Here is a 26,098-nt window from a genome sequence, read left to right on the forward strand (position 1 = left end):
CTTATGAAGGGCTCCTGCTGACATGTTGCGCCGCTATCGAAACCTCGCCGCCATCGCGTCGATGACGCTGACGACGCCCGCCTTGCTGGGGGCGGCGGATGCGCCCGCGCAAGTGCAATATGCCCAGGTGATCCTGCGCGAACGGGTCGTAATCCGCGTGCCGCGCACGGCGATCCGCCCGATCGCGCCGACCCGCTGGAAGGAGCGCAAAGGCCCCCGCTGCATTCCCGCTCAGCAACTGGCCGGGGCCCTGCCGGGCGAGGACGGGACGGTCGATATCGTCCTGACCGGCGGCAAGCGGGTGCGCGCCAAGCTGGCCCGCGCCTGTCGCCAGATCGATTATTATTCCAGTTTCTATATCCGCCCCGGCCCCGACGGACAGATTTGCGCCGATCGCGATCCCATCCGCACCCGCGCCGGTCGGACCTGCGATATCCAGAAATTCCGCGCGCTTACGCCGATCCCCTGACCGGGCGGCCCACACGCCGAATCGCGTCGCCCGGATGCTCCCGATTCGGGAGAAACCTTGACTTTTATCGTGGAATCCGCAAGCGCCGGATCGCTGCTGGGCGAGCGCGGGGCGATTCCCATCCCGCCATATCTCGGAAAACTGCATGAGCTTTGCCGATCTCGGCCTCTCCGACGAACTCCTGAAGACGGTCAACGACGCCGGCTATACCGAGCCGACGCCGATTCAGGCCTCCGCCATCCCGTCCGTGCTGATGATGCGCGACATCATCGGCATCGCGCAGACGGGCACGGGCAAGACCGCGTCCTTCGTGCTGCCGATGATCGACATCCTGGCGCATGGGCGCAGCCGCGCGCGGATGCCGCGCAGCCTGATCCTGGAGCCGACGCGCGAACTCGCCGCGCAGGTCGCGGAGAATTTCGAGAAATACGGCGCCAACCACAAGCTTTCGATGGCCCTCCTCATCGGCGGCGTGTCGATGGGCGACCAGGTCAAGGCGCTGGAAAAGGGCGTCGATGTGCTGATCGCGACGCCGGGCCGGTTGATGGACCTGTTCCAGCGGGGCAATATCCTGCTGACCGGCTGTTCGATGCTGGTCATCGACGAGGCGGACCGGATGCTCGACATGGGGTTCATCCCCGATATCGAGGAAATCTGCACCAAGTTGCCGTCGCAGCGGCAGACCCTGCTCTTCTCCGCGACGATGCCGCCGCCGATCAAGAAGCTGGCGGACAAGTTCCTCGACAATCCCAAGACGATCGAGGTGGCCCGTCCCGCCTCGACCAATATCAACATCAAGCAATGGGTCGTGCCCGTCGCGGCGCAATCGTTCGAGAAGCGCAAGCGCCTGCGCCAGCTGCTCCAGCAGGAGGAGGTGCGCACCGCGATCATCTTCTGCAACCGCAAGACGACCGTGCGCGAGCTGAACAAGTCGCTCAAGCAGCATGGCTTCCGTTCGGGCGAAATCCATGGCGACATGGAACAGCCGCAGCGGCTGGCCGAGCTGGAACTGTTCAAGCGCGGCGAGGTCAACATCCTGGTCGCCTCGGACGTCGCGGCGCGCGGGCTGGACATCAAGGGCGTCAGCCATGTGTTCAACTTCGACGCGCCCTGGCACCCGGATGATTATGTGCATCGCATCGGCCGGACCGGGCGTGGCGGTGCGACCGGCATCGCCTATACCTTCGTCGCGCCGGACGACACCGAGAATCTCGACAATATCGAGAAGCTGACCGGCCAGAAGATCGACCGGCTCGAACTCCCCGCCCCCGCCGAAGAGGAACGCCCGGCCCGTCGTTCGCGTCGCGACCGGAGTGCGCGCCCGACCGAGACGGAGGCTCCCGCGCCCCAGGCCGAAGTCGTGGCGGAGGAGCCCCGCGCCCGCCCGCCGCGTCCGCGTCGCGAAGAGCCCCGGTTCGAGGAACCACGCGCCCCCCGTGCCGAGGCTCCGCGCCGCGACCGTCGCCGGTCGGGCGGCGAGGAGGTGGCGGACGACAATGGCTGGAACGGCCCGATCCCGGACTTCCTGAAAGTCTCGTTCGGCCTGTAACCCGATCATGTCGCTCGACATCATCAGCTTCGTCGAACCCCAGCCGCCAAGCCTGGCCAGCCCCTGCGTCAATGTCTGCACGATGGACAAGGCGACGGGCTGGTGCTTGGGCTGCGCGCGGACGATCCGCGAAATCTCCAACTGGAGCGCCAAGCCCGCCGAGGAACGCCAGGCGATCCTGGCGGCCCTGCCCGCCCGCAAGACGGAATTGGCGAAGCGCAAGGGGTAGGGTCGCGCGTTCCGACGCTCCCCCCTTTCCCCCCTCCGTTCAGGCTGAACGGAGGTGAGGGCCTTGCCGGAACGGAGGCGAAAACCGTGACCGCCCCTTACCGTCCCACGAAACGCCCCGGCCGTCGCTCGCTTACGGCCCGCACGCCCTCGGCGAAATCCTCGGTCCGCATCAGCTTCGCCTGTTCGGCCAGTTCGTGATCCGTCGCCGCCTCGACCAGCGCACGCAGATCGCCGCGTAGCGTCCGCCGAGTCGCCGCCACCGCCAGCGGAGCCGCCGCCGCGATCTCATGCGCCAGGGCCAGCGCGGTGTCGTACAGCGCGTCGGCGGGTACGAGCTGGTCCACCAGCCCCCAGCGCTCCGCCTCTTCGCCCCGAATTCGCCGTCCGGTCAGCAACATCATCGCCGCCCGCTGTCGCCCGATCACCCGTTCCAGCACCGCCGAAATGCCGAAGCCCGGATGCAGCCCCAGCGCGACGAAGTTCGCCACGAACCGCGCCTCGGGCGCGGCGATGCGGAAATCCGCGACCAGCGCCAATCCCAGCCCGGCCCCGACCGCCGCCCCCTGCACCGCCGCGACCACGGGTGTCGCCACCCCGAACAGCCGGGCCGCCGCCATGTAGAAGGGGCTGCGCTCCCCCTGCGGCAGGGGATCGGCCACCGGATTGGCGTTGACCAGATCGGCTCCGGCGCAAAATACCCGACCCTCGGATCGAAGCAGGATCGCACGGATATCGGGATCGGCATCGGTGGTATCGAACGCACCCGCCAGTTCGGAAATGGTTCCCAGCCCCAAATGATTATTTGGGCTATTCCTTAGCGTTAGGATCGCGACAGGTCCGTCACGGCGAATTTCCACAGTCATGCCCCCCCTTTTAGCGCGGTTTTGGAACCCATTGCCACCACCATACCCGTTGCTCGAAAGTCACACCCGCCGGGCTTTGTAACCGGTACCATGAAGGGGCGCTTGAGGCCTTCGTGGCGTTGGGACTAGATGACGGGCATGTCACGATGATCGGTCGGCACAGGCCGGGATCGGGCATCAGGAGCCGGCGGGCTCCGTGCCGGGAGAGGATGCCGGGCGGCCCGATGGCGGGTCGCCCTTTCCTCCCCAGCCGACCCGCCCCGCGCGCCCTTCGCGTCGCGGGAACCCGTTCCGGGTCCGGTACCAAAAAACATGGACCGGCGCGGGACGCAGCATCTCAGCCGTCGGCATATGGGGAACAGACATGAAGACGATGATGACGGCTGCATTGCGCGCGGCGCTGGCGACCTCCACGATCCTGGGCAGCGCGACGATGCTGGTCGCGCCCGCCGCCGCGCAGACCACGACCGCGCAGGTGCGTGGACAGGTGCGTAGCGCGGATGGCACCCCTGCCGGAGGCGCACAGATTGCCGCCGTCAATACCGGCACCAACCAGACCTTCCGCCAGATCGCGGACGCACAGGGCAACTATGTGCTCGGCGGCTTGCGTCCCGGCCAGTATCGCATCACCGCGACGGCAACCTCGGGTGAGACCGTCACGCAGGTCGTGGTCGTCGCGATCGGCCAGTCGGCGACGCTCGACCTGACGATCGGCACCGCCGCCCAGCCCGGCGGCGCGGACACGGCGGACATCGCCGGCGGCGGCAGCAGCAATGTCGAGGGCGGTGAAATCGTCGTGACCGGTGGCCGACTGGTCGAAACCAAGACCAGCGAAATCGCCACCAACATTTCGCAGGAGCAGATCCGCACCCTGCCGCAGACCGACCGCAACTTCCTGAGCTTCGCAGCGCTCGCTCCCGGCGTCCGCTATAATGACAGCGAGACCGACAAGAGCTTCTCCTCGGGGGCCTCGCCCGCCGGGCAGGTCAACGTCTTCATCGACGGCGTCAGCTACAAGAACAACGTGCTCGACAGCGGCGTCGCGGGCCAGGAAGACAGCCGTGGCAATCCCTTCGGCCAGCTGGCGGTCGGCGAATTCCGTGTCCTGACCCAGAATTACAAGGCCGAATATGAACAGGCCGGCGCCGCGATCATCACCGCGACGACCAAGTCGGGCACCAATGAATTCCATGGTGAGGCCTTCGCCCAGTATACCGACCGCAACCTGTCCTCGACCGATTATTTCGTGAAGCAGGCCGGGCTGCCCAAGCCCGCCTTCGAGCGCAAGCAATATGGCATCTCGCTCGGCGGCCCGATCATCAAGGACAAGCTGTTCTTCTTCGCCGCCTATGAGGGCAACGACCAGAATCGCGCGTTCAACGTCCGCCTCCAGAATCGCACGCCCGAAAACGTCGCGCGCTTCGGCCAGTATGAGGGCGCGTTCGTCAGCCCGTTCCGCGGCGATTTCTATTTCGGCAAGCTGACCTTCGTCCCCGACGATCGCCAGACCTTCGACCTGATCGTCAGCAAGCGCGTGGAAACCGACATCACCGGCTTTGGCGGGGCGTCGACCAACGCCTATTCCAACGCGCTGAACAAGAAGAACAACGTCGACACCTATATCTATCGCTGGACCTATCGCGGCGACAGCTTCATCAACGAATTCAACGCCAGCTATCTGAACTATACCTACAACCCGACCTCGCTCGATCCGAACAGCAGCACGTTCAACTATCAGGGCGTGATCCGCTTCGGCGGCAAGGAAAGCACGCAGCGGATCAGCCAGGCGAGCTACACGCTGCGCAACGACCTGACCTGGACCGGGATCGACAACCACGTCATCAAGGGCGGCATCCGCTTCGCCTTCCAGGACTATACGTTCCTGAAGAACTTCTTCGTCCAGCCCTTCTACGATTTCCGCAACGATCCGACCAACGGGCTGGACTTCTCGTTCCCGGCGACCGCGCAGATCGGCATCGGCAACCCGCGCATCGCCGCATCCAACTCGCAGGTCGGCCTGTATCTCCAGGACGACTGGGACGTGACCGACAAGTTGCAGGTCAATGTCGGCCTGCGCTGGGATTATGAGAGCAATCTGTTCAACAACAACTATCGCACGCCGGACGCCGCCGCCGCGCTGCTGCGCCAGTTGCCGCAGACCTCCTATTTCAATCCCACCGACTATATCACCGACGGGACCAACCGCCCGCCCTTCCTGGGCGCATTCCAGCCGCGTGCCGGCTTCTCCTATGACTTCAAGGGGGATCAGAGCACGGTGCTGTTCGGCGGCTATGGCCGCTATTACGACCGCAACGTGTTCAACAACACGCTGGATGAGCAATTCCGCCTGCAATATGCCTATGGCCAGCTCTTCTTCTCGCGCGACGGTCGCCCGCGCGCGGACGGCACGCCGACCGTGGTGTGGAACGACCGCTACCTGACGCGCGACGGCCTGCTCTCGCTGATCGCCAATGCGCAGACCGGCCAGCCCGAGCTGTTCGCGGTGAAGAACAACGCCCGCCCGCCCGTTACCGACCAGTTCACCCTGGGCGTGCGCCAGCGGATCGGGATTTTCCAGGCGAGCCTGAGCGGCAGCTATGTCGCGGGGCGCAACGGCTATACGCATCTGTTCGCCACCCGGAACGCCGATGGCACCTGCTGCAATGTCGGAGACGGCAGCCCGACGCGCAATGCGGGCTTCTCCAACGTGCTGATCGGCTATGACGGGCTGAAGACGCGTTACAAGGCGCTCTTCTTCACCCTCGACAAGAACTATACGCAAAGCTCGGGCTGGGGCTTCAATCTGGCCTATACGCTGTCGAAGGGCGAGCAGAACGGCAACGACCTGTTCAGCCTGCAATATGCCACGCCCGAGGCCTATGGCTATCGCCCGCGCCCCGGCGACGAGCGGCACCGGCTGGTCCTGTCGGGGATCGTCGACCTGCCGCTGGGCTTCAAATTCTCGACCATCACCACGCTGGGCAGCGGCAGCGCGTACCAGGTCACCGACGAGACGCGGGGCAGCACGCCCAGCCAGGTGCAGGTCTATACCGTCTATCCACCCAAGAACTGCATCAAGGGCATCGCTGCCTTCTGCGAGGTCAACATGACGTTGCAGAACGACATCGAGATTTTCGCCGGCCACAAGCTCAATCTCGCGGTCGACCTGCTCAATGCGTTCAACAGCAAGAACTTCGGCGGCTTCGACGATTTCACCAATGCCACCGACCCGCTGACGCAATTGCCGCGTGAGCTGATCACCCTGCCCCGCCGGGTGCAGTTCCGGGTCGGCTATCGCTTCTGACGATCGACCGGGCCGGGCGCCGCACAGGCCCCGGCCCGGCCCATCCCGGATCGAAGCGAGGAGAGACCATGTACGATCGTCGCCGCGTCCTGACACTGGGCGGGCTGAGCCTGGCCGCGCTGGCGACGGGCTGTACCGGAATGGCAGAGCGGGTTCGCCCTCCGCGCATCATTCCCCCGCCCCAGCCCGACCTGATCCGCGATCTTCAGGAGCGCACCTTCCGCTTCTTCTGGGAAACCACCGATGCGGAGACGGGCCTCGCCCCCGATCGCTGGCCGACGCCGTCCTTCGCCTCGATCGCGGCGGTGGGCTTCGCGCTGACCGCCTATCCGGTGGGCGTGGTCAATGGCTGGATCACGCGGGAAGAGGCGCGCGTGCGGACGCTGGCCACACTGCAATTCTTCGCCGACGCGCCGCAGGGGCCGGGCGAGACGGGGTTCAGCGGCTACAAGGGCTTTTTCTACCATTTCCTGGGCGTGACCAAGGGCCAGCGCTTCGCCCGGTGCGAGCTGTCGACGGTCGACACCGCGCTGCTGCTGGGCGGCGTGCTGTTCGCGCAGAGCTGGTTCGACGGCGATCATCCCGAGGAAGCGCGCATCCGCACGCTGGCGGACCGGATCTACGGCGCGGTCGACTGGACCTGGATCACCCCGCGCGCGCCGCTGCTGTCGATGGGCTGGCACCCGGAGACGGGGTTCATCAAGTCCGACTGGAACATCTATAACGAGGGGATGCTGCTCTATCTGCTGGCGCTGGGCTCCCCCACCCATCCGCTGCCCGAGGGTACGTGGCAGGCCTGGTCGAGCCGGTTCGAGCCGAGCTGGAGCGATCGCTGGGGAGAGCCGCACCTGCATTTCGCGCCGCTGTTCGGCCATCAGTACAGCCATGTCTGGGTCGATTTCAAAGGCATCCGCGACGGCTATATGGCCGCCAAGGGCATCGACTATTTCGAGAACAGCCGTCGCGCGGTTCATGCCCAGCGGCAATATGCCATCCAGAATGCCGGGCGCTGGCGCGGCTATGGCGCGGATGTTTGGGGGCTGACCGCATGCGACGGGCCGGGCGATTTCGTCCAGACGATCGACGGCGTCCCTCGCGAATTCTACAGCTATTCGGCGCGCGGGCCGGGCGAGCGCGACGATGGAACGCTGGCCCCGACGGCGGCGGCGGCCTCCATTGCCTTCGCCCCCGACATCGCCATTCCGGCGGTGCGCGCAATGCATGACCGCTATGGCCAGGCCATTTACGGCAAATACGGCTTTCTCGACGCGTTCAACCCGACGCTGACCGATCCGCCCGAGCCGTTGAAGCACGGGCATATCGTCCCCAGCATCGGCTGGGTCGACAAGGATTATCTGGGAATCGACCAGGGCCCGATCGTCGCGATGATCGAGAATCAGCGGACCGGCCTGATCTGGAAGACGATGCGACGGAACCCGCATCTGCGGCGGGGATTGCAACGGGCAGGATTTACCGGCGGCTGGCTGAACGAATAGCCGCCGCCCCTGTTGGGAGCGCGGCGATGACCGACACCATCCTGATCACCGGCGCCTCCGCCGGACTGGGCGCGGATTTTGCGCGGGCGCTGGCGAAGAAGCCCGTCACGCTGGTCCTGACCGCCCGGCGGACCGACCGGCTCGCGGCGCTGGCGACCGAACTGGCGCAGCGGCCGGGCGTGGAGATTCATGTCATTTCCGCCGATCTGGGACGGCCGGAGGGGGTGAAGGCGCTGCTCGCCGGGATCGCCGACCGTAGCCTGTCGGTCGACACGCTGATCAACAATGCCGGTTACGGCGCACTGGGCGACTTCGCCGACAGCGATCTGGCGACGCAGACGGGGATGATCGACCTGAACATCCGCGCGCTGGTGACGCTGACCCATGCGCTGATCCCGCCCATGCTGGCGCGCGGGCGTGGAAGGGTGCTGAACATCGCCTCCACCGCCGCTTTTCAGCCGGGGCCCTATATGGCGGTCTATTATGCCAGCAAGGCGTTCGTGCTGCATTTCTCCGAGGCGCTGCACGAGGAGGTGAAGGGCCGGGGCGTGACCGTCACCGCCCTGTGTCCGGGGCCGACCAGGACCGAGTTCGCCGATGTCGCGGGGATGGCAGAGACGCCGCTGTTCACCCGTTTCGCCTCGGATTCCGAACAAGTGGTGCGCGACGGGCTGGCGGCGCTGGAGCGGGGACAGGCGGTGATGGTGTCGGGACTGCTCAACCGCCTGACCGCCGCCAGCACCAGGGTGACGCCGCGCGGCGTTCTCCGGCGGGCGGTGGCGAAATTGCAGAGCGGGCGGCGATAGGTTTTTGTTCGCGCGGAGGCGCGGAGACGCGGAGGTGTCTGGACGCGCCGCGCTGGCGACTTTCATCTCGATCGGCAGACAAAGCCGCCTGGTTGTTGAAATAGGCGGCCTGCGGCGGGGCGGGACACCTCCGCGTCTCCGCGCCTCCGCGCCTCCGCGCGAACCTATTCCACCGTAACCGGCGTCCGGCTCCCCCGAACGCTGTCGAAGGCATAGAGCGCGCAACCGGTCCAGATCAGCGCGAAGGTGACGATATGGACGGGCTTGAGCGGCTCGCCGAACAACAACACGGCCTGTGCGAATTGCAGGGTCGGGGCGATATATTGCAGCAGCCCCAGCGTCGTGTAACGCATCCGCCGCGCCGCCGCCGCGAACATCAGCAGCGGCGCCCGCCGTCACCGCCCCCGCCAGGATCAGCAGCATGTCGAGATGCCGGTCCGCCCCGAACGCCGCCGTGCCATTCGCGCTGGCATGGAACAGCACCGCCAGCGCAGGCGCGGCCAGCAGCAATGTCTCCACCGTCAGACCACCCAGCGCGTCGATCGCCGCGATCTTGCGGACGAAACCGTAAAAGCCGAACGACAGGGCCAGCGCCAGCGAGATGCCGATCGCTCCACCGCCGCTGAACGCCAGCACCGCGACGCCGAGCGCGGCGATCCCCACCGCCACCGCCTGTCCCCGCCGGATCCGCTCACCCAATAGCGCGACGCCGAGCGCGACATTGACCAGCGGATTGATGAAATAGCCGAGGCTCGCCTCCAGCACATGATTGTGCTGGACCGACCAGATATAGACCAGCCAGTTGATCGCGATCAGCGCGGCGCTGATGCACAGCAGCAACAGCGTCCGCCCTCGCGCCGCCGCCACGATCGCCCGCCCCCGCCGCGCGATCACCACCACGGCGGCGAGCAGCAACAGCGACCACAGGATGCGATGCGCCAGCACCTGGAGCGCGGGCACGCCCTTCAGCAATTTCAGATAGAGCGGCAATATGCCCCAACTGACATAGGCTCCGATGCCGAAAAGCAGACCGGTGCGGGCGGTGCGATCGATTGTCATGTCGCCTCTGTTCCACGCACGGCGGGCGGTTGGCAAGCGGCGGCCATGACCGTGATGGTCGTGCGAGCGCCGGACGCCACGATCCCATCGCAGCCGACATGCCGTCCCGCGCTTTGGAGGGACGCGCGCTGGGGGATAGGTTCAAGCGTGCGCTTCGACTTCGCTCAGCGTGAACGGATGTCGGGTATGAGGTGCGGCTGCCGGGTGCGGATGCGGGTTAGGGTCGCGGAACCTCAACCCCCACCCCGTTCAGCCTGAGCGAAGTCGAAGGCCAAGGGAACCCCTCAATCCGCGAACAGCATCACCGGCGTCTCCAGCAACTGCTTCAACGCCTGGACATAGCTTGCCGCATCATAGCCATCGACCACCCGGTGATCGCAACTGATCGACAGGTTCATCAGCTTGGCCCGCGCGATCGTCTCTCCCCCGCGTCCGTCGGAGCGGAAGACCGGGCGCTCGACGATGCGGTTCGGCCCGATGATCGCGACCTCGGGTCGATTGATGACCGGCGTCGTCGCGATCCCGCCCAGCGGCCCCAGCGAGGTCAGGGTGATCGTCCCGCCGCCCATATCGGTGCTGGCGATATTCCCCGCGCGCGCCGCATCGGCCAGCCGCCCGATCTCGGTCGCGAGTTGCCAGACATTGCGGCTCTCGGCGTTGCGGATGACCGGGACCATCAGCCCGGCGGGCGTCTGCGTCGCCATGCCCATATGCACCGCACCCGAACGGTTCACCACGCCCGCCTCGTCATCGTAGCGCGCATTGAGCATCGGAAAGTCGGGCAGCGTCTTGCAGATCGCAACGATCAGCAGCGGCAGCATCGTCAGCTTGGGGCGGTTGCCGCGCCCCGCGTTCAGCTGCGCACGCGTCTCCTCCAGCGCGGTGACGTCGATTTCCTCGACATAGGTGAAATGCGGGATGGCGCGCTTGGACGCGGCCATGTTCTCGGCGATGCGGCGGCGCATCCCGATGACGCGGACCTGCTCGTCGGCGCGGGGGGCACGGATGGGGGTGTAGCCCTGTGCCGAACCATAACGAAGGAAGGCGTCGAGGTCCGAATGGCGCACCCGGTCGCCCTCGGCGGGCTTTACGCTGGCCAGGTCGATGCCCAGGTCCAGCGCACGGGCACGAACCGCGGGCGAGGCCAGCACCTTCTTCTGCTCCCTCTCCCCTTGTGGGAGAGGGTCGGGGTGAGGGGTGGCCACGGGGGACGTCGCTTGCGGCTCCCCCTCACCCCGCCCCTCTCCCACAAGGGGAGAGGGAGTTTGCGCTTCTTCGACGCCGGGATTTTCGGCTTCGAGCACGGGTTCTTCCGTCGCGGGCGATACCGTCTCTTCCACGACGTCCGTCTCGATCACCATCAGCGCCGATCCGATCGGCACCTGATCGCCGACCTCGCCCGCCAGTTCGACCACCGTGCCGGACACGGGCGACTCCATCTCGACGGTCGCCTTGTCGGTCATCATGTCGGCGACCGACTGGTCCTCCTCGACCCGGTCGCCGAGCTTGACGTGCCAGGCGACGATCTCGGCCTCGGAAATGCCTTCGCCGATATCGGGCAGGCGGAAGGTGAAACGAGCCATGTCAGGCGTCCTTCAACAGGGTCTTGAGCGCCTGGCCGATGCGGACCGGGCCGGGGAAATAGGCCCATTCCAGGCTGTGCGGATAGGGCGTGTCGAAGCCGGTCACGCGCGCGATCGGCGCTTCGAGGTGATAGAAGCAGCGCTCCTGGACCAGCGCGGACAGCTCCGCGCCGAAGCCCGCCGTGCGCGTCGCCTCGTGCACGATCATGCAGCGTCCGGTCTTCTTCACCGATTCCTCGATCGACTCGATGTCGAGCGGGATCAGCGTGCGCAGGTCGAGGATTTCGGCGTCGACGCCCATCTCCGCGACCACGGCGGCGCAGACATGGACCATCGTGCCATAGCAGAGGATCGTCACCGCCTCGCCCGCGCGCACCGTCGTCGCCTTGCCGAGCGGGACTTTGTAATAGCCGGTCGGCACCGCGCCACCGGGATGCTTCGACCAGTTCTCGGCCGGGCGATCCCAATGGCCGTTGAACGGGCCGTTATAGATGCGCTTGGGCTCGAAGAAGAGGACGGGGTCATTGTCCTCGATCGCGGCGATCAACAGGCCCTTGGCGTCATAGGGCGTGGCCGGGATCACCGTCTTTATCCCGGAGACATGGGTGAAGATGCCCTCCGGCGACTGGCTGTGCGTCTGCCCGCCGAAGATGCCGCCACCGAAGGGCGAGCGCACCGTGATCGGCGCGGTGAACTCGCCCGCCGAGCGATAGCGCAGCCGCGCCGCCTCGCTGACCAACTGGTCGAGCGCGGGGTAGATATAGTCGGCGAACTGAATCTCCGGCACCGGTCGCAGGCCGTACGCGCCCATGCCGACCGCGACGCCGATGATGCCGCATTCGGTGATCGGCGTGTCGAACACGCGGGTCTTGCCATATTTCTTCTGGAGGCCCGCAGTCGCGCGGAAGACGCCGCCGAAATAGCCGACATCCTCGCCCATCACGACCACATCCGGGTCGCGCGCCATGACCACGTCCATGGCGGAGTTGATCGCCTGGATCATGTTCATGCGGGTGGTTTCGCCCGTTTCGGGGGCGGTTTCGGTGCTAGGATCGCTCATCGATACTCTTCCACCCCGGCGAAGGCCGGGGTCCAGTTGCAAGACGATAGGAGGCGCGCAATGCCCTGCGGACGCCGGGACGTGGCGACTGGACCCCGGCCTTCGCCGGGGTGGTGCGGACGGGTGTTCACTTGCGCGCCCATGGCCGTCCGCTCGCCCGTTCCTCGTCGAGCATCTGCTGGCGCTGCTCGCGAAGGTGCCAGGGCATCTCCTCGAACACGCCGTCGAACATGCTGTCGAGCGGCTGGTGCAGGCCGTGACCGAGAATGCCGTTCGCCTCGGCCGCCTTTTGCGCGGCGCGGACTTGCTCGGCGACTTCGCGGTCCTGAGCCGCGTGGCGGTCCTCGTCCCATTCGCCCAAGCCGATCAGATGATCCTTCAACCGCCGGATCGGATCGCCCAGCGGCCAGGCGGTCGGCTCGCCCGCCGAGCGATACTGGGTGGGATCGTCGGAGGTCGAGTGCCCCTCGGTGCGATAGGTGAAATGCTCGATCAGCGTCGCGCCCTGATTGGTCCGCGCCCGCTCGGCCGCCCATTGCGTGGCCGCATAGACCGCCAGCGCGTCATTGCCGTCCACCCGAAGGCCTGCAAGGCCATAGCCGATCGCCCGCGCGGCAAAGGTCGTCGCCTCCGCGCCCGCGAAACCGGAAAAGCTGGAGATCGCCCACTGGTTGTTGACGACGTTCATCACGACCGGCGCGCGATAGACGGCGGCGAAGGTGCAGGCCGAGTGGAAGTCGCCCTCCGCCGTCGAGCCCTCGCCGCACCACACCGCCGCGATCCGCGTATCGCCCTTCGCGGCCGAGGCCATCGCCCAGCCCACCGCCTGCGGATACTGCGTCGTCAGATTGCCCGAGATCGAGAAGAACCCGGCCTCTTTCGCGGAATACATGATGGGCAATTGCTTGCCCCCCAGCCGGTCCGCGCTGTTGGAATAGATCTGGTTCATCATGTCGACCAGCGGCCAGTCGCGCGCGATCAACAGCCCCTGCTGGCGATAGGAGGGGAAGCACATATCCTCATGATCCAGCGCATGGGCGGCGGCGACGGCGACCGCCTCCTCGCCCAGCGCCTTCATGTAGAAGCTGGTCTTGCCCTGACGCTGGGCGCGGAACATGCGCTCGTCAAAGGCGCGGAGCAGCACCATGTGGCGCAGCATCCGGCGGAGCCGATCGGGCGAGAGCTTGGGATCCCAAGGGCCGACCGCGCGGCCCTCGTCATCGAGCACGCGGATCAGCGTGTAGGCGAGTTCGTGGAAGCTGTCGGCAGGCGCGGCGGTGTCCGGGCGGCGCTGGGCACCGGCGGGCGGAACCTCCACCCCGGCGAAGTCGACCGCATCGCCCGGCCGGAATTTCGGCTCGGGCACGTGCAGTTGCAACGGGGCCAGGTTGGCGCGCGAAATGCCTTCTGGCGGCACGGCCATGCTCTCTCCTCAACGCTTCGCCCGATTCCGTCGGGTCGTTGCTATCTTTCAACCGGATGACATTTTATTTCAAGCACCTTTTGGAGCGCTTCATCCGGTCGAACGCGTCGAGTGGCGGGATTTCTCCCATCATTCCCGTCGCCCCAGCGCAGGCTGGGGCCTTTTGGAGAGGGAAGGCTGCTCTCTCCAAGGGGCCACGACGGGTGCTTTACTGGCCGCTGATCGCCATCTCGAACGGCACCACCGGATGCGGGGCCTCGTCATAGACATTGACGACCGGCGCATCGGCCCAGGCATAGCGGACGCGGACATCGCCCGGCGTCGCACCGGCCAACCGCACCTCCGCGCCGTTCACCGTCGCACTCGCGTAGCGACAGGCCGACGCATCGCACAACTCGAACCCGATCGGTGCCGCCCCGCTCCACGCATGGAGCGCCCCCTGCACGCCCGCAAAGCGCAGCACCACCTCGCCCTGGCCCCGCGTCGCAGAGGCGATCATCGGGCCCGAGGCATTGGCGCGGTCCCCCGCGTCCAGATGCGTTTGCGCGAAGACCAGCCGCTTGGCGAGTTCGTTCTTGTCCGCCGGGTGGATGTCGTTGCGCACCCCGATATCGATCGTCGTCGCCAGCGCGCTATGCGCATCGCGCAGCACCGCCAGCCGCTGCGTCTCCCGCAGCGCCGCCCAGCCGCTATCCTCGATCTTGACCGGCGGCGCGCCGAAATTGGCGAGTTGCACGATCAGGAAGGGCAGGTTCGCATCCCCGAACTGCCGCCGCCACCCGGTCATCAGCGCGGCCAGACGGTCGCCATAATCGGCACGGCCCACATCGGATTCGCCCTGATACCAGGCGACGCCCTTCAACCCGATCGGCCCCAGCGGTGCGATCATGCCGTTATAGAGGGTGCCGAGCCCCGCATGGCTTTCCCAAGGGCTGCGCGGATAACTCTGGTCGTTCGCCTTGTAGATGGAATAGCGCCAGCCGGAGCCGAGCGGGATCGGCTGGCCGCCGGCGGGCGTGAACCGGATCTTGTCGCCGGGCCCGAACATGCCGCCCGGACCATAGGTATCGCCCAGCCCGATGACGATCTCGTTGCGCCCCTTCTTCAACGCCGCACGCGGCACGGTGTAGCGCCGCCAGTCGCCCCAGCCGAAGGTCGCCCCGACCACCACGCCGTTGATCCACACGGTGTCGAGTTCGTCGATCCCCGCCAGTTCGATCACCCCGTCGCCGGTCGGCGCGGCGGGAAGGTCGAAGTCCTGCCGGAACCAGACCAGCCCGTTATAATCGGCAAGCGCAGGCACGCCCCATTCCTCCCAGGGGCTGAATTTGGGCACCAGTTGCCAGGTCAGGCGGTCGGGCGCGTTCCATGGCTCCTGCCCGCGCTTCGTCCCGCTCGCCTTGCGCCACCAGTCACCCCAGCGATCGCCGAACGCGCGGAGCCCCGCCGCATGGTCGCGGGCATAAAGCGCCAGCAGATCGGCATCGGCGGACAGGCCCGGCAGCTTGCGCGCGTCGGCCCCGGCGATCCAGGGCAGGATCTTGGTCCCGCCCCAACTCGAATCGATCGCGCCCATCGGCACGTTCGCCTTGGCGGCCAGGTCCTTGACCATCAGATAGCAGGCCGCCGAGAAATCGCGGACGCTCTCGGGGGCCGACGCCGCCCAGACGGGACGCTTCTCCAGCATTTCGTCGGCGGACAGTCCGACATGATGCGCGATATCGAGCAGCCGGATACGGTCATTGGCCGAACCGCCGACCAGCCCTTCGCCGTTCAACGCCTGCTTGGTCGGATATTCCATGTTGGACTGGCCCGAACACAGCCAGACATCGCCGATCAGCAGATCGTCCATGCTGTCCGCCGCGCCGTCCCTGCCGGTCGCGCTCAGGGTCAGCGGGGTCGCCGTCGCCGCCATGGCGGGCAGCGTCGCGCGCCAGCGGCCCTGGCGATCGGCCGTGGCATCGGTGCTTTGGTCACCCAGCTTGACGGTCACGCGCTCGCCCGCATCGCCCAGCCCCTCGACGACGATCGGGCGGTCGCGTTGCAGGACGGCATGCGCGCTCATCGGGGTCAGGATGCGGGGCCGCGCCTCCGCCATGAGCGGCCATGCCGCCACCGCGCCAAATGCGAGCGCCAGACCCACGCCGCCCCGAGCACCCGAACGCCATTGCCCCTTCCGCATCGTCAACCCTCTCCTGTACCGACGATACCGCCCGTTCGCGTCCATCGGCTGTCCCGCCGATCATAGGTTCTCCGGAATGATAACGCTATCGGGAAACGATCCTCCCCGGCACGGGGAGGGGGACCAGCGAAGCTGGCGGAGGGGCGTCCCACACAGGACATGCCTTGCGGAAGCCCCCCTCGTCAGGGCTTCGCCCTGCCACCTCCCCTGCCGGGGAGGATTTCAGCGATCGTCCTCGAACGACACTATCGCCTGGATCGGGAAATGGTCCGATGGATAGGTCTTGCCCTGATGGTAGGTATCGGTGGCGACCGTGTCCGCCCTGAACCCGCGCAGGAACAGATAGTCGATCCGCCGGTCGGGCGTGCCGGTGAAGTCGTGAAAGGTCATCTCCGGCCCCTCGCGCCGCTTGGCGGTGGTCCATGCATCGCTCAGCGCGGTCGCCAGGGTGCGATAGGCGGCGGTGTCGGGCCGCGCGTTCATGTCCCCGGCCAGCACCACCGGCAAGTCCTTCGCCAGCTTGGGCAGGCGCGACAGGATCAGCTTCGCCGAGCGGTCCCGCGCCTCGGCATCCTCCTCCCGGTGCGCCAGATGGGTGTCGATGAACAGGAAGCGCTGGGGCTTTTGCCCCTTGGTCTCGAACACCGCCCAGTTCGCCATGCGCGGCAGGTCGGTGCCCCAGCTCCGGCTGCCGACGGTTTCGGGTGTATCGGACAACCAGAAGTCGCCATGCCCGATCAGGGTCAGGCGATCCGGACGATAGAATATGCCCATATGCTCGTCGCCATGCCCGCCACGCCGGTCGCGCCCGAACCAGCGATAGGCGGGAAGCGCGCGCACGATGTCGTCACCCTGCCGCTGGAGCAGTTCCTGCGTGCCTATCAGATCGGGCGCGGCGCGGCGGAGCAGTTCGACCAGCACGGGCCGCCGCACTGCCCAGCGCTGCGGCCCCTCGTCGGAGGCATAGCGGACGTTGAACGTCATGACCTTCAGCGGCTGGGCGATGGCCGCCACCGGGGCCAGCAGCGCCGCCGCCAGCGCCATCACGATCCGCCCGTTCCGCCACGCTTTCATCATCTCGCCATCCTCAAACACCCGCCCGCCCCGATCGGAGCAGGCCATGGCCGCTCTTGGCAAGCCTGCATGGCATTGGCGTGACGGTTTGACGGTTCGGATGCTTACCCCAGCGATCAGGCGTCGGCCCAGCGCCTTAGCAAATTATGATAGACCCCGGTCAGTTCGACCACCGACCGGTCGCCCTGCCCCTTGTCCGCCCCGACCCGCTGGATCGCGCGGTCGAGGTCGAACAGGATGCGCCGCTCGCCATCGTCGCGGACCATCGACTGGATCCACAGGAACGAGGCGACCCGCGTGCCGCGTGTCACCGGCTCGACCCGGTGGAGGCTGGAGGCCGGATAGAGGACCGCGCTGCCCGCCGACAGCTTGACCCGCTGTTCGCCGTACAGATCCTCGACCACCAGTTCGCCGCCGTCATAGGCCGCCGCGTCCTCCAGGAAGAGCGTCAGCGACAGGTCGGAGCGCATCCGAAAGTCGCTGCCCCGCTTCAACCGGACGGCATTGTCGACATGCACGTCGAACGCCTGCCCCCCGGCATAGCGGTTGAACAGCGGCGGATAGACTTTGAGCGGCAGGGCCGCCGCCACGAACAATGGCGAGCGGCCCAGCGCGTCGAGGACCATCCGCCCCGCCTCGATCGCCGCCGCCGAATCCTCGGGCAACTGGTCGTTGCGTTTCGCCAGCGCCGCCTGTGGCCCGGAGGTGGCGTTGCCGTCCGCCCAGGCGCCCGCATCGATGAGGCTGCGGACCCGGGCGACCCCGGCGGGATCGAGGATGTCGGGGAGGACGATCAACATCGGCGAAGCCTAGCCCGTTCAGAAATTGTAGAACAGGCTCAGCGTCGCCTGCCGCCGGTCGCCGGGAATCGCCCAGCCGCCGGTGACGACGCCGGTCGTCGCATTGATGTTGTTGCGCACGCCCGTGACATATTTCTCGTCGGTGAAATTCTGGACGTTGAGCTGCATCGTCCAGCGCTGCGCGATGGTATAGGCCAGATAGGTCCGGTGGATGAGGTAATCGTCCACCTTGAACTGCACCGGATTGGCCGCGACCGGCGCATTGGTCGCGAACGACCCCTGATAGGTCAGGCCGTAACCGACCTCCAGGCCGAAGGGCAGTTTGTAGGTGGTGAACAGGCTGCCCGAATGTTTGGGCGTCTGGATCAACTGGCTGCCCGCCTGCGGATCAGCGACGCCCGCCGCCTTGTCGCGGTTGGAGATGCTCTGGAGCACCTTTCCGTCGAGATAGGTATAGTTGGCGAAGATCGTCCAGGCCCGGGTGATCGTCCCCGACGCGCCCAGCGCGATGCCGTCGACGCGGCTGCGACCGTCAAGCACCTGGAGGCCCGCTGGCAGCGCGGGATCGTTGGAGGGCACACGGTAATTGGTCCGCTCGTTGCGGAACACCGCCGCCGTCAGCTCCAGCTTGCGGTCGAACAGTCCGGCCTTCACCCCCGCCTCGTAATTCCTGGCGGTTTCAGGCGCGACGGCGCAGGGGTCCGCCGCCGTCGCGCTGGCGGGTACGCCGCAGCCCAGCCGCACGGTCGAGGAGGACGGCGTCTTGGCATTGCCGTAGCCCGCATAGAGGCTGACATTCTCGACCGGGTGGAACACGCCGCCGACCCGCCAGGAGAACAGGCGCTCGCTGCTGACCTGCGGACGTGCCTGAAGCGCGGTCAGCGGGGTCGACCCCGGCGGCACCACCGCCAGCGGCAATGCGCGGAAATCGGCGTCCTGGGTTTCATAGCGGACGCCGCCGTTCAACTCGAAATAGCGGTTCAACTCCACGGTGTCGAAGGCATAGACGGCCAGGTTGCGCGTCTCGCTGCGCGACTGGGCGGTGATCGTATAGTTGATCGGCCCGGTATAGTTGGTGTTGGGATTGGCGATGTCGATCAGCGGCAGGGGCGACACCGCGCTGCCATTCGCATTGCGCAGCAACGAGGCGGTGGTGATCCGGTAATTTTCCAGCATCCCCGACACGCCGACATTCAGCACATTGTGGAACCCGCCCTTGCTGCCCGCTTCGTGCCGCAGGTCGAGCTGATCGTAGAGCATCTGGTTCTGCTGGTCGCGCACCAGCCCGCGCGGGCCCGAGGGCAGGTAGGAGCCCGCCGGCACGTTCGCCGGACAGGCCGCGCCCACCGTCGCCCCCGGCGTCGCGGTGATCGGCTGCAACCCGGTCGAGGCGAGGCAGAAGGTGCCCTGCGGCGCGGAGGTGACGCTATACTGGGTCACCTGCTGCCAGCGGGTCAGGTTGCGGACGCTCCAATGCTCGTCGATCTGGTGGCGGAAGGTCGCGGTAAAGCGATCGACCGTCGTATCCTGCCGGTCGAGATTGGCGATGCCGTAATAGCTGCTGCGCTTGGCCCCCGGCACGAAGCCGTCGACCAGGCCGTTGTCGAAATAGGGAATGCCATAGATCGGCGTGTTGCGATCTTCCTGATGCACATAGGCGAGCGTCAGGCTGGTAGGGCCGGTGATGCCGATCGTGACGGAGGGGGCGATGCCCCAACGCTCCATCTTCTCGACGTCGCGACCGGGCACGTCGTTATGGTGATAGGCGCCGTTCAGCCGCACCGCGACCAGATCCGACACGCGGACATTGCTGTCGATCGCGCCGCGATAATAATTGTCGGTGCCGACCGAGCCCTGCGCGATCGTCAGCGTCTCGGGCGTCGGCACCTTGGAGACGAGGTTGATCGTGCCGCCGACGGAGCCCGATCCGTTGAAGACGCTGTTCGCGCCGTTATAGACCTCGACCTGTTGCAGGTTGAACGGGTCGGTGCGGCTATATTGCGCGCTGTCGCGAACCCCGTCGATGGTGATGTCGTTGTTCGCCGAATAGCCGCGCAGGTTGATCGAGTCGCCATAACCGCCGCCGCCTTCGCCCGCGCCGAAGGTGATGCCCGGAATCGTCTGAAGTACGTCGCGCAGCGTCTGGAGATTCTGTTTGCGGATGGTCTGCTCGCTGACCACGGTGATCGTCTGCGGCGTGTCGAGCAGCGGCGCGGTCGCCTTCGGGCTCTCCAGCGTCTCGGTGGCGGCACGCTGGCCGGTGACGATGACGGTGTCGCGCTGGCCGGTCGAATCCTGGGCGCGCGTCGCGGGTGCATGGACGCCCGACGGATCGGCGCGTCCCTCCGTCTCGGCGGCGGCGACATGCGGTGCGGTCGCCAGGAAGCCCACGCACGACAGGGCGATGAACGTTTGTGACATGATGATTCCCCTTCGCACCCGCCGCTAATGCGAGACACTCTCATCGTCAATGAGATTGATAGTGATTATCATGAATGTCATGCAATGTGGCGGTTTCGCCCCCCGGTGCCGTGAGACGCGGACGTCAGCCATTTCTTGCAGGGCGAACCACATTGCCTTACGAGCCCGATGCTGACCGAAATGGGCAGCCAGGCAGAGATTCAAGGCATCAAGCGGAAATCACGCTGCCTGTGCTTGTCAGCGGGAAACCAAGTTTTCACATGCCTTTGTTATCGATCCCCTTATGAGAAAGCCGTCAAATGCGCGCCTGCGCCTTCCTATCGGGGGGCGGCAGATGGAACGGGGCATATATGGTCATACTGTCCGCCGCTCCCCGCCGAAGAAACCATTTTGGCGAAAGTCCTTCCTGCTGGTGGATGAGCGGGACCGAGCCAAGATTGGCGAAACGCTGTCCCATGTCGCTATCGACCTGAACACGGCGCACCGCCCGACCGACCGCGTGCCGTCATGCTGATCCGCCCGGCCGTCGAACGGGATGCACCGGCGTTGAGCCGCGTCCTGCTCGACATCATCGCGCTTACCGGTCGGATGCGTCCGCACGATCCGGACTTCACCCTGTCGCACTATATCGCGAACCGCGACAGCATCCGGTGCAGCGTCGCCCTCGACGCCGAGGGTATGGTCATGGGCTTTCAGTCGCTGGTCCGCGCGGTGCCCGGCAATCGCTATGACGTGCCCGAGGGTTGGGGGATCATCGGCACCCATATCAGCCCGCGCGCGCATCGCAGGGGCGTGGGCACCGCGCTGTTCGCGGCGACGCGGCCCGCGGCGGTCGCGGCGGGCCTGCCCCGGATCGACGCCTATATCGGTGCCGACAATGCGATGGGTTTGCGCTATTACGAAGCCATGGGTTTTCGCACCTGGCGCGAAAGCGACGGCATCGTGCAAAAGATGCTGGTCATCACGCCCGACGACTGAGAGTCTGTCTGGAAAATTGGCGAAAGAGCCAATTTCCGGCGGCACCGGCCCGCTCCCCCACCCGACCTCCCATCAAGGATACTCTGTGGGAGGTCGGGTGGGGGAGCGGGCCGGTGCCGCTCGAAACTCGCTGCAAGCGAGTTTCCAAACGGACTCTGACACGCGGGCGATGGCGGGACCTCGCGCAATTCTGTATGGCGCGCGGGATGATCCGCCTCAGTGAATTGAAACTGCCTCTCCACCATCCGGACGAGGCCCTGCCCGCCGCCATCTGTCGCCGGTTGCGGGTGACGCCGCGCGAGCTGGTGCGCTTCGTCGTGGCGCGGCGCGGGCATGACGCGCGTGACAAGAACAATATCCAGTTGGTCTATTCGGTCGACGTCAACCTGAAGAACGAGGCCGCCGTGCTGGAGCGTTTCCGGCGCGACCGCGATGTGCAGCGGACGCCCGACACCCGCTATCACCTGCCCAGCGCGCCGCCGCCGGGTGCGAAGCGCCCCGTCGTCATCGGCGCGGGCCCCTGCGGCCTGTTCGCCGCCCTCGTGCTGGCGCAGGCCGGATATCGCCCCATCATCCTGGAGCGCGGCAAGGTGGTCCGCGAACGGACGCAGGACACCTGGGGCCTGTGGCGGCGCAGCGTGCTCAACCCCGAATCCAACGTCCAATATGGCGAAGGTGGGGCGGGCACCTTTTCGGACGGCAAGCTCTACAGCCGGATCAAGGACCCGCGTCACCTGAACCGCAAGGTGCTGACCGAGTTCGTCAAGGCGGGCGCCCCGCCGGAGATCCTGACCGAAGCGCATCCGCATATCGGCACCTTCCGCCTGGTCACCATGGTCGAGAGCATTCGCGCGACCATCGAGGAACTGGGCGGCGAATATCGTTTCTCCACGCGCGTCGACGGGCTGGACGTGGAAACCGACGGATCGGGCGAGCGGCGGGTACGCGGGCTTCACCTGAACGGCGGCGGCTATCTGGAAGCCGATCATGTCGTGCTCGCCATCGGCCACAGCGCGCGCGACAGCTTCGCGATGCTGCAAGGCGCGGGCGTGTATGTCGAGGCCAAGCCCTTTTCGATCGGCGTGCGCATCGAACATCCGCAAGGCTGGATCGACCGCGCACGCTTCGGGCATCAGGCGGGCAACCCGATCCTGGGCGCGGCGGAGTATCACATCTCGCACCACTGCCAGAACGGACGCACGGTCTACAGCTTCTGCATGTGCCCCGGCGGCACGGTGGTCGCCGCCACCTCCGAAGAGGGCCGCGTCGCCACCAACGGCATGAGCCAATATTCGCGCAACGAGCGCAACGCCAATTCGGGCTTCGTCGTCGCCATCGACCCGGAGCGCGACTATCCGGGCGACCCGCTGGCGGGGCTGGCGCTGCAACGCCATTGGGAGGAGCGCGCCTATGTCGCGGGCGGCTCCAACTACAAGGCCCCGGCGCAACGGGTCGGCGACTTCCTGGCGAAGCGTCCCTCGACCAGCCTGGGTTCGGTCACCCCCTCCTATCGCCCCGGCGTGACGCCGACCGACCTGTCCGAATGCCTGCCCGACTTCGTGGTCGAGGCGATGCGCGAGGCGATTCCGGTCTTCGGCCGCCAGATCGCCGGATACGATCACCCCGATGTGGTGATGACGGGGGTGGAGACGCGCACCTCCTCGCCCGTCCGCTTCACGCGGGGCGAGGACGGGCACAGCCTGAACACGCGCGGGCTGTTCCCCGCAGGCGAGGGCGCGGGCTATGCGGGCGGCATCCTGTCGGCGGCGGTCGACGGCATCAAGACCGCCGAGGCGGTCGCACAGAGCATCGCCACGCGCCCGTGAAGATCTTCTTCGACGGCGGCCACCGCCCCTCCGGCATGGAATGGGCGGTGGTGCTGGGAGGGCGCACCCATATAGCCCGTGACCTGGGACCGGGCAGCAGCATGACCGCCGAGTGGCTGGCGCTGATCGCGGCCATGCGGGCGGCGCGGGAGGCGGGGCTGGACGATGTCCTTCTGCTGGGCGACGCGGCGGCGGTGATCGCGCAGGCCATGGGCAAGGTGCGGGTGCCGCCCGCTCATCGGGAGCATTTCGCGCTCTGGTCCACGCTTCCCCGCCCGCCGCGCTTCCGGCTGCGTCACATCAAGCGCACCCAGAATCTCGCCGGGATCGCCTTGGCAAGACAGCCGCTCCGCCACCAAATTCCTCCCCTGCAAGGAGAGGGGGACCATGCCTAGCATGGTGGAGGGGTATCCTCACTGGCCGTGACACCCCTCCGTCAGTCCTGCGGACTGCCACCTCCCCTTGCAGGATTCCTCTGCGAAACGGCTCATTTGTGACAGAGGATCTGGGCGAGGCTTTCGCTGCAGGGATCCGGTACGGGCCTTGGTCAGCTTTGGCTGGCCGGTTTGGAGGGGCAGGATCGCCCCGGCTCAGCCAGCGGCAAGGATGGCGGCGCGTCTGAGATTGTAGATGGTGGCAAAGGCGAGGAAGTCTGCGGCGTTCCGCTCGATCGACAGGCATCTGGTGCGCGCCTTGCCGTAGAGGCGCTTCATGGCGCTGAAGACCGCCTCGACAGGGGCGCGCCGTCTGGCGATGAGGTGGTTGCGCCGGGCCTGCCAGCGCGGCAGCTTTGGCATGTAGCGGTGCCGGCGATGCATGATGCGATCCTTGATCCCGGCCGCCTTCAGGGCCTTGCGACGCGCCTGGCCCTCATAGGCCCGGTCGGCATAGACCGCGCCTTCGTCGCCGCAGACCAGCGCGTCGGCCCGTTCGACATCCTGGACCCTGGCCGAGGTGAAGGCCAGCTTGCGGATCAGGCCCGAGCCCTCGTCCATGCCGATAGGGAAGCGGTAGCCGAACACCGGCTTGCCGTCCTTGCGCGTCCAGTCGGCACCCGGCTCCTGGGGGTGCGGATCACCCGGCGCGATCCCGTCCCCGCGCGGGGGCTTGCGGGTCGCCTTGACCACCGAGGCATCAAGGATCGTCCCCCGCCGCAGCACCAGCCCCTGCGCATCCAGCTGCCGGTTGATCTCGGCAAAGCAGCGCTCCAGCACGTCCCCCGCCGCCGCCGCCGCGCGAAACCGGCACAGCGTCGTCTCGTCCGGCGTGCCGCCATCCAGCGCAAAGCCGCAGAACCGCCGGAACGACAGCCGGTCGAGCAGCGCCTCCTCCAGCCCGGGGTCCGACAGATCATACAACGCCTGCAGATACAGCGCCTTGACCATCGCCAGCGGCGCATAGGGCGGTCGACCCGTCCGACCCTGCCGCAGCGGCGACACCAGCGGCTCCAGCCGGCTCCAGTCGATCAGCCGCTCGATCCCCGACAGCTTCGCATTCGATCCCAAGCGCGGATCCATCAACGCTTCCACCAGCGATCGCTGCTCGACCATCACCATGCCCTCCTGCCCGCACAGTGAATCACTCAACCATCCTCATTGCCAGACGTTTCGCAGAGGAATCCTTGCAGGGGAGGATGAGCCATCGCGAAGGTGCGCGACAGGCCGTGGTACAGTTTCTCGCGGCACACCAGCTGGCTGACCCCGTCGGCGATGAAGGCGGTCGCGAACATGGGCAGCATCAGGCCACGGCTGGCGGTCGTCTCCGACAGGATGATGACGGCGGTCAGCGGCGCGCGGACCACGCCCGCGAAATAGCCGACCATCCCCAGGATCACGATGGCGGAGGCGGGCGAGTCCGGGAAGATCGAGCGGAGCAGATTGCCCACCCCCGCCCCGACCGCCAGCGACGGCGCGAAGATGCCGCCCGGCAACCCCGCGATCGCCGTGGCGAGCGTCGCCAGGAACTTGGCCGGGCCGAACCACAGGGGCGCATCGACCCCGACGATCATCGCCCGCGCCGCGCCGTAGCCGGTGCCCCAGGTCAGCCCCGTCCCGACGCCCAGCCCCGCGACGACGCAACCGCACAGCGCCGCAAACAGGATCGGCCGCTGCTTGCTCCACCGCGTCACCCGATTGGTGCCGGTCGCCATCACCAGCATCAGCCGGGCAAAGCCGCCGCCCGCCAGCCCGCCGACGATCCCGGCGACCGGTGCCGCGACCAGCGCCGTCACGATCGGCATATGTGCCCCGATCAACCCGAAATACACATAGTCGCCCTGCACCGACTGGGCGACCATGCCCGCAATCGCGATCGCCGCGATGACCAGCAGCGTGACCTTCTGCTCATAGGCGGAGGCCAGTTCCTCGATCGCGAAGAGCAGCCCGGCGAGCGGCGTGTTGAACGCCGCAGCGACCCCCGCCGCGCCACCCGCGATCAGCACCGCCCCGCGCAACGGCACGCCCAGCAACCGGTGCGTCAGCCCCATGATCGCGGCGGCGATCTGCACCGTCGGCCCCTCTCGCCCGACCGACGCGCCGCCCAGTACCGCCGCCAGGGTCAGCCCCGCCTTGCCGACCACGGTGCGGATCGACACCAGCCCTTGCGTCGCCTGATCGGGATCGGCCTGCGCCGCCATCACCTGGGGGATGCCCGACCCGCGCGCCAGCGGCACGAAGCGCCGCGTGATCCAGACCAGGGCAGCGAACAGCAGCGGCGTCGCCACCAGCGGCGCCCAATGCCAGCGCGCGGCGAAATGGCCGAACATCTCGCCCGCCAGATCCGCGGCCTGGGCAAAGACGGTCGCGGCCAGCCCCACCGCGACCGCACCGATCAGGATGGCGAGCCGCGTCCGGAAATGGACGGATTTGGGCCCCTGCGCCCGCAACAGCGCCCGGTAGCGGGCGGGCGTCCATTTCCGTATGCCGGGATTGTCCGATCGGGGGTCTGCCATATGCCGTCCTCTACACCCGGATCG

At 67.0% G+C, this 26,098-nt stretch carries 20 protein-coding genes and 1 pseudogene; 9 read left to right on the forward strand and 12 right to left on the reverse strand.

Annotation, left to right across the window (positions count from 1 at the left end; translation table 11 throughout):
- Positions 1 to 22 precede the first annotated feature (22 nt).
- The 3 genes from QE379_RS18485 (at position 23) to QE379_RS18495 (ending at position 2,247) form a co-directional block, all read left to right on the forward strand.
- Positions 23 to 469, forward strand: a complete 447-nt coding sequence (locus QE379_RS18485) for a hypothetical protein (RefSeq protein ID WP_267434376.1) — start codon at positions 23 to 25, stop codon at positions 467 to 469.
- 145 nt (positions 470 to 614) lie between these two features.
- Entirely contained in the window at positions 615 to 2,018 is a 1,404-nt protein-coding gene (locus QE379_RS18490; RefSeq protein ID WP_307002730.1) for a DEAD/DEAH box helicase, read from the forward strand.
- A gap of 7 nt (positions 2,019 to 2,025) precedes the next feature.
- A complete protein-coding gene (locus tag QE379_RS18495) occupies positions 2,026 to 2,247 on the forward strand; it encodes a DUF1289 domain-containing protein (RefSeq protein ID WP_307002733.1) in 222 nt (73 codons plus the stop codon).
- 97 nt (positions 2,248 to 2,344) lie between these two features.
- Here QE379_RS18495 and QE379_RS18500 read toward each other — a convergent pair whose 3' ends face one another.
- Positions 2,345 to 3,112, reverse strand: a complete 768-nt coding sequence (locus tag QE379_RS18500) for an enoyl-CoA hydratase/isomerase family protein (protein WP_307002734.1) — start codon at positions 3,110 to 3,112, stop codon at positions 2,345 to 2,347.
- A 364-nt stretch (positions 3,113 to 3,476) separates the two neighbouring features.
- Here QE379_RS18500 and QE379_RS18505 point away from each other — a divergent pair, with 364 nt between their 5' ends.
- From QE379_RS18505 to QE379_RS18515, 3 genes are all read left to right on the forward strand, one after another.
- Complete coding sequence (locus tag QE379_RS18505) at positions 3,477 to 6,416, forward strand: TonB-dependent receptor domain-containing protein (protein ID WP_307002736.1); 2,940 nt, start codon at positions 3,477 to 3,479, stop codon at positions 6,414 to 6,416.
- A gap of 68 nt (positions 6,417 to 6,484) precedes the next feature.
- Complete coding sequence (locus tag QE379_RS18510; RefSeq protein WP_307002738.1) at positions 6,485 to 7,912, forward strand: glucoamylase family protein; 1,428 nt, start codon at positions 6,485 to 6,487, stop codon at positions 7,910 to 7,912.
- 26 nt (positions 7,913 to 7,938) lie between these two features.
- Positions 7,939 to 8,718 carry an SDR family oxidoreductase gene (locus QE379_RS18515; RefSeq protein WP_307002741.1) on the forward strand — a complete coding sequence of 260 codons (780 nt, stop codon included), beginning with the start codon at positions 7,939 to 7,941 and terminating at the stop codon, positions 8,716 to 8,718.
- A 164-nt stretch (positions 8,719 to 8,882) separates the two neighbouring features.
- On the opposite strand, the gene QE379_RS18520 is transcribed toward QE379_RS18515, so the two are convergent.
- The 9 genes and pseudogenes from QE379_RS18520 to QE379_RS18560 all read right to left on the reverse strand — a co-directional run bounded on the left by QE379_RS18520 (position 8,883) and on the right by QE379_RS18560 (position 20,320).
- Positions 8,883 to 9,095 carry a hypothetical protein gene (locus tag QE379_RS18520; protein WP_307002743.1) on the reverse strand — a complete coding sequence of 71 codons (213 nt, stop codon included), beginning with the start codon at positions 9,093 to 9,095 and terminating at the stop codon, positions 8,883 to 8,885.
- 73 nt (positions 9,096 to 9,168) lie between these two features.
- Positions 9,169 to 9,777 (reverse strand): annotated as a pseudogene (gene rarD, locus QE379_RS18525) (EamA family transporter RarD); the annotation flags it as partial.
- A gap of 284 nt (positions 9,778 to 10,061) precedes the next feature.
- Entirely contained in the window at positions 10,062 to 11,360 is a 1,299-nt protein-coding gene (locus QE379_RS18530; RefSeq protein WP_307002744.1) for a dihydrolipoamide acetyltransferase family protein, read from the reverse strand.
- A gap of 1 nt (position 11,361) precedes the next feature.
- Positions 11,362 to 12,369: an alpha-ketoacid dehydrogenase subunit beta gene (locus tag QE379_RS18535; protein WP_307003301.1), complete on the reverse strand. Its 1,008-nt coding sequence runs from the start codon at positions 12,367 to 12,369 to the stop codon at positions 11,362 to 11,364.
- Positions 12,370 to 12,547: 178 nt separating this feature from the next.
- Entirely contained in the window at positions 12,548 to 13,843 is a 1,296-nt protein-coding gene (locus QE379_RS18540) for a 3-methyl-2-oxobutanoate dehydrogenase (2-methylpropanoyl-transferring) subunit alpha (RefSeq protein ID WP_307002746.1), read from the reverse strand.
- Between the two features lie 208 nt (positions 13,844 to 14,051).
- Positions 14,052 to 16,025 (reverse strand): sialate O-acetylesterase, encoded by a 1,974-nt coding sequence (locus tag QE379_RS18545; RefSeq protein WP_307002748.1) that lies wholly within the window; start codon positions 16,023 to 16,025, stop codon positions 14,052 to 14,054.
- Positions 16,026 to 16,247: 222 nt separating this feature from the next.
- A complete protein-coding gene (locus QE379_RS18550; protein WP_307002750.1) occupies positions 16,248 to 17,147 on the reverse strand; it encodes an endonuclease/exonuclease/phosphatase family protein in 900 nt (299 codons plus the stop codon).
- 68 nt (positions 17,148 to 17,215) lie between these two features.
- Positions 17,216 to 17,899 carry a Fe2+-dependent dioxygenase gene (locus QE379_RS18555; protein ID WP_267434363.1) on the reverse strand — a complete coding sequence of 228 codons (684 nt, stop codon included), beginning with the start codon at positions 17,897 to 17,899 and terminating at the stop codon, positions 17,216 to 17,218.
- An 18-nt stretch (positions 17,900 to 17,917) separates the two neighbouring features.
- Positions 17,918 to 20,320: a TonB-dependent siderophore receptor gene (locus QE379_RS18560; protein WP_307002753.1), complete on the reverse strand. Its 2,403-nt coding sequence runs from the start codon at positions 20,318 to 20,320 to the stop codon at positions 17,918 to 17,920.
- A 507-nt stretch (positions 20,321 to 20,827) separates the two neighbouring features.
- On the opposite strand from QE379_RS18560, the gene QE379_RS18565 reads away from it, so the two are divergent.
- The 3 genes from QE379_RS18565 to QE379_RS18575 all read left to right on the forward strand — a co-directional run bounded on the left by QE379_RS18565 (position 20,828) and on the right by QE379_RS18575 (position 23,519).
- Positions 20,828 to 21,298, forward strand: coding sequence for a GNAT family N-acetyltransferase (locus QE379_RS18565; protein ID WP_307002755.1), 471 nt, complete (start codon positions 20,828 to 20,830; stop codon positions 21,296 to 21,298).
- A gap of 206 nt (positions 21,299 to 21,504) precedes the next feature.
- On the forward strand, positions 21,505 to 23,124 hold the full coding sequence (locus QE379_RS18570) for an NAD(P)/FAD-dependent oxidoreductase (protein WP_307002757.1): 1,620 nt from the start codon (positions 21,505 to 21,507) through the stop codon (positions 23,122 to 23,124).
- Complete coding sequence (locus QE379_RS18575) at positions 23,121 to 23,519, forward strand: reverse transcriptase-like protein (protein WP_307002759.1); 399 nt, start codon at positions 23,121 to 23,123, stop codon at positions 23,517 to 23,519. The genes QE379_RS18570 and QE379_RS18575 overlap by 4 nt, the downstream gene beginning before the upstream one ends.
- A 195-nt stretch (positions 23,520 to 23,714) precedes the next feature.
- Here the strand turns inward: QE379_RS18575 and QE379_RS18580 are convergent, their stop codons facing one another.
- Positions 23,715 to 24,710 (reverse strand): IS5 family transposase, encoded by a 996-nt coding sequence (locus tag QE379_RS18580; protein ID WP_307002762.1) that lies wholly within the window; start codon positions 24,708 to 24,710, stop codon positions 23,715 to 23,717.
- Positions 24,707 to 26,074 (reverse strand): chloride channel protein, encoded by a 1,368-nt coding sequence (locus QE379_RS18585; RefSeq protein ID WP_307002763.1) that lies wholly within the window; start codon positions 26,072 to 26,074, stop codon positions 24,707 to 24,709. The genes QE379_RS18580 and QE379_RS18585 overlap by 4 nt, the downstream gene beginning before the upstream one ends.
- Positions 26,075 to 26,098: the final 24 nt, after the last annotated feature.

Source organism: Sphingomonas sp. SORGH_AS_0879 (genome assembly GCF_030819175.1).
GTDB lineage: Bacteria > Pseudomonadota > Alphaproteobacteria > Sphingomonadales > Sphingomonadaceae > Sphingomonas.

Coding starts and splice junctions, on each gene's coding strand:
- QE379_RS18485 (WP_267434376.1), top strand. CDS start 23: ATGTTGCGCCGCTATCGAAACCTCGCCGCCATCGCGTCGATGACGCTG.
- QE379_RS18490 (WP_307002730.1), top strand. CDS start 615: ATGAGCTTTGCCGATCTCGGCCTCTCCGACGAACTCCTGAAGACGGTC.
- QE379_RS18495 (WP_307002733.1), top strand. CDS start 2,026: ATGTCGCTCGACATCATCAGCTTCGTCGAACCCCAGCCGCCAAGCCTG.
- QE379_RS18500 (WP_307002734.1), bottom strand. CDS start 3,112: ATGACTGTGGAAATTCGCCGTGACGGACCTGTCGCGATCCTAACGCTA.
- QE379_RS18505 (WP_307002736.1), top strand. CDS start 3,477: ATGAAGACGATGATGACGGCTGCATTGCGCGCGGCGCTGGCGACCTCC.
- QE379_RS18510 (WP_307002738.1), top strand. CDS start 6,485: ATGTACGATCGTCGCCGCGTCCTGACACTGGGCGGGCTGAGCCTGGCC.
- QE379_RS18515 (WP_307002741.1), top strand. CDS start 7,939: ATGACCGACACCATCCTGATCACCGGCGCCTCCGCCGGACTGGGCGCG.
- QE379_RS18520 (WP_307002743.1), bottom strand. CDS start 9,095: ATGTTCGCGGCGGCGGCGCGGCGGATGCGTTACACGACGCTGGGGCTG.
- QE379_RS18530 (WP_307002744.1), bottom strand. CDS start 11,360: ATGGCTCGTTTCACCTTCCGCCTGCCCGATATCGGCGAAGGCATTTCC.
- QE379_RS18535 (WP_307003301.1), bottom strand. CDS start 12,369: ATGAACATGATCCAGGCGATCAACTCCGCCATGGACGTGGTCATGGCG.
- QE379_RS18540 (WP_307002746.1), bottom strand. CDS start 13,843: ATGGCCGTGCCGCCAGAAGGCATTTCGCGCGCCAACCTGGCCCCGTTG.
- QE379_RS18545 (WP_307002748.1), bottom strand. CDS start 16,025: ATGCGGAAGGGGCAATGGCGTTCGGGTGCTCGGGGCGGCGTGGGTCTG.
- QE379_RS18550 (WP_307002750.1), bottom strand. CDS start 17,147: ATGGCCTGCTCCGATCGGGGCGGGCGGGTGTTTGAGGATGGCGAGATG.
- QE379_RS18555 (WP_267434363.1), bottom strand. CDS start 17,899: ATGTTGATCGTCCTCCCCGACATCCTCGATCCCGCCGGGGTCGCCCGG.
- QE379_RS18560 (WP_307002753.1), bottom strand. CDS start 20,320: ATGTCACAAACGTTCATCGCCCTGTCGTGCGTGGGCTTCCTGGCGACC.
- QE379_RS18565 (WP_307002755.1), top strand. CDS start 20,828: ATGCTGATCCGCCCGGCCGTCGAACGGGATGCACCGGCGTTGAGCCGC.
- QE379_RS18570 (WP_307002757.1), top strand. CDS start 21,505: ATGATCCGCCTCAGTGAATTGAAACTGCCTCTCCACCATCCGGACGAG.
- QE379_RS18585 (WP_307002763.1), bottom strand. CDS start 26,074: ATGGCAGACCCCCGATCGGACAATCCCGGCATACGGAAATGGACGCCC.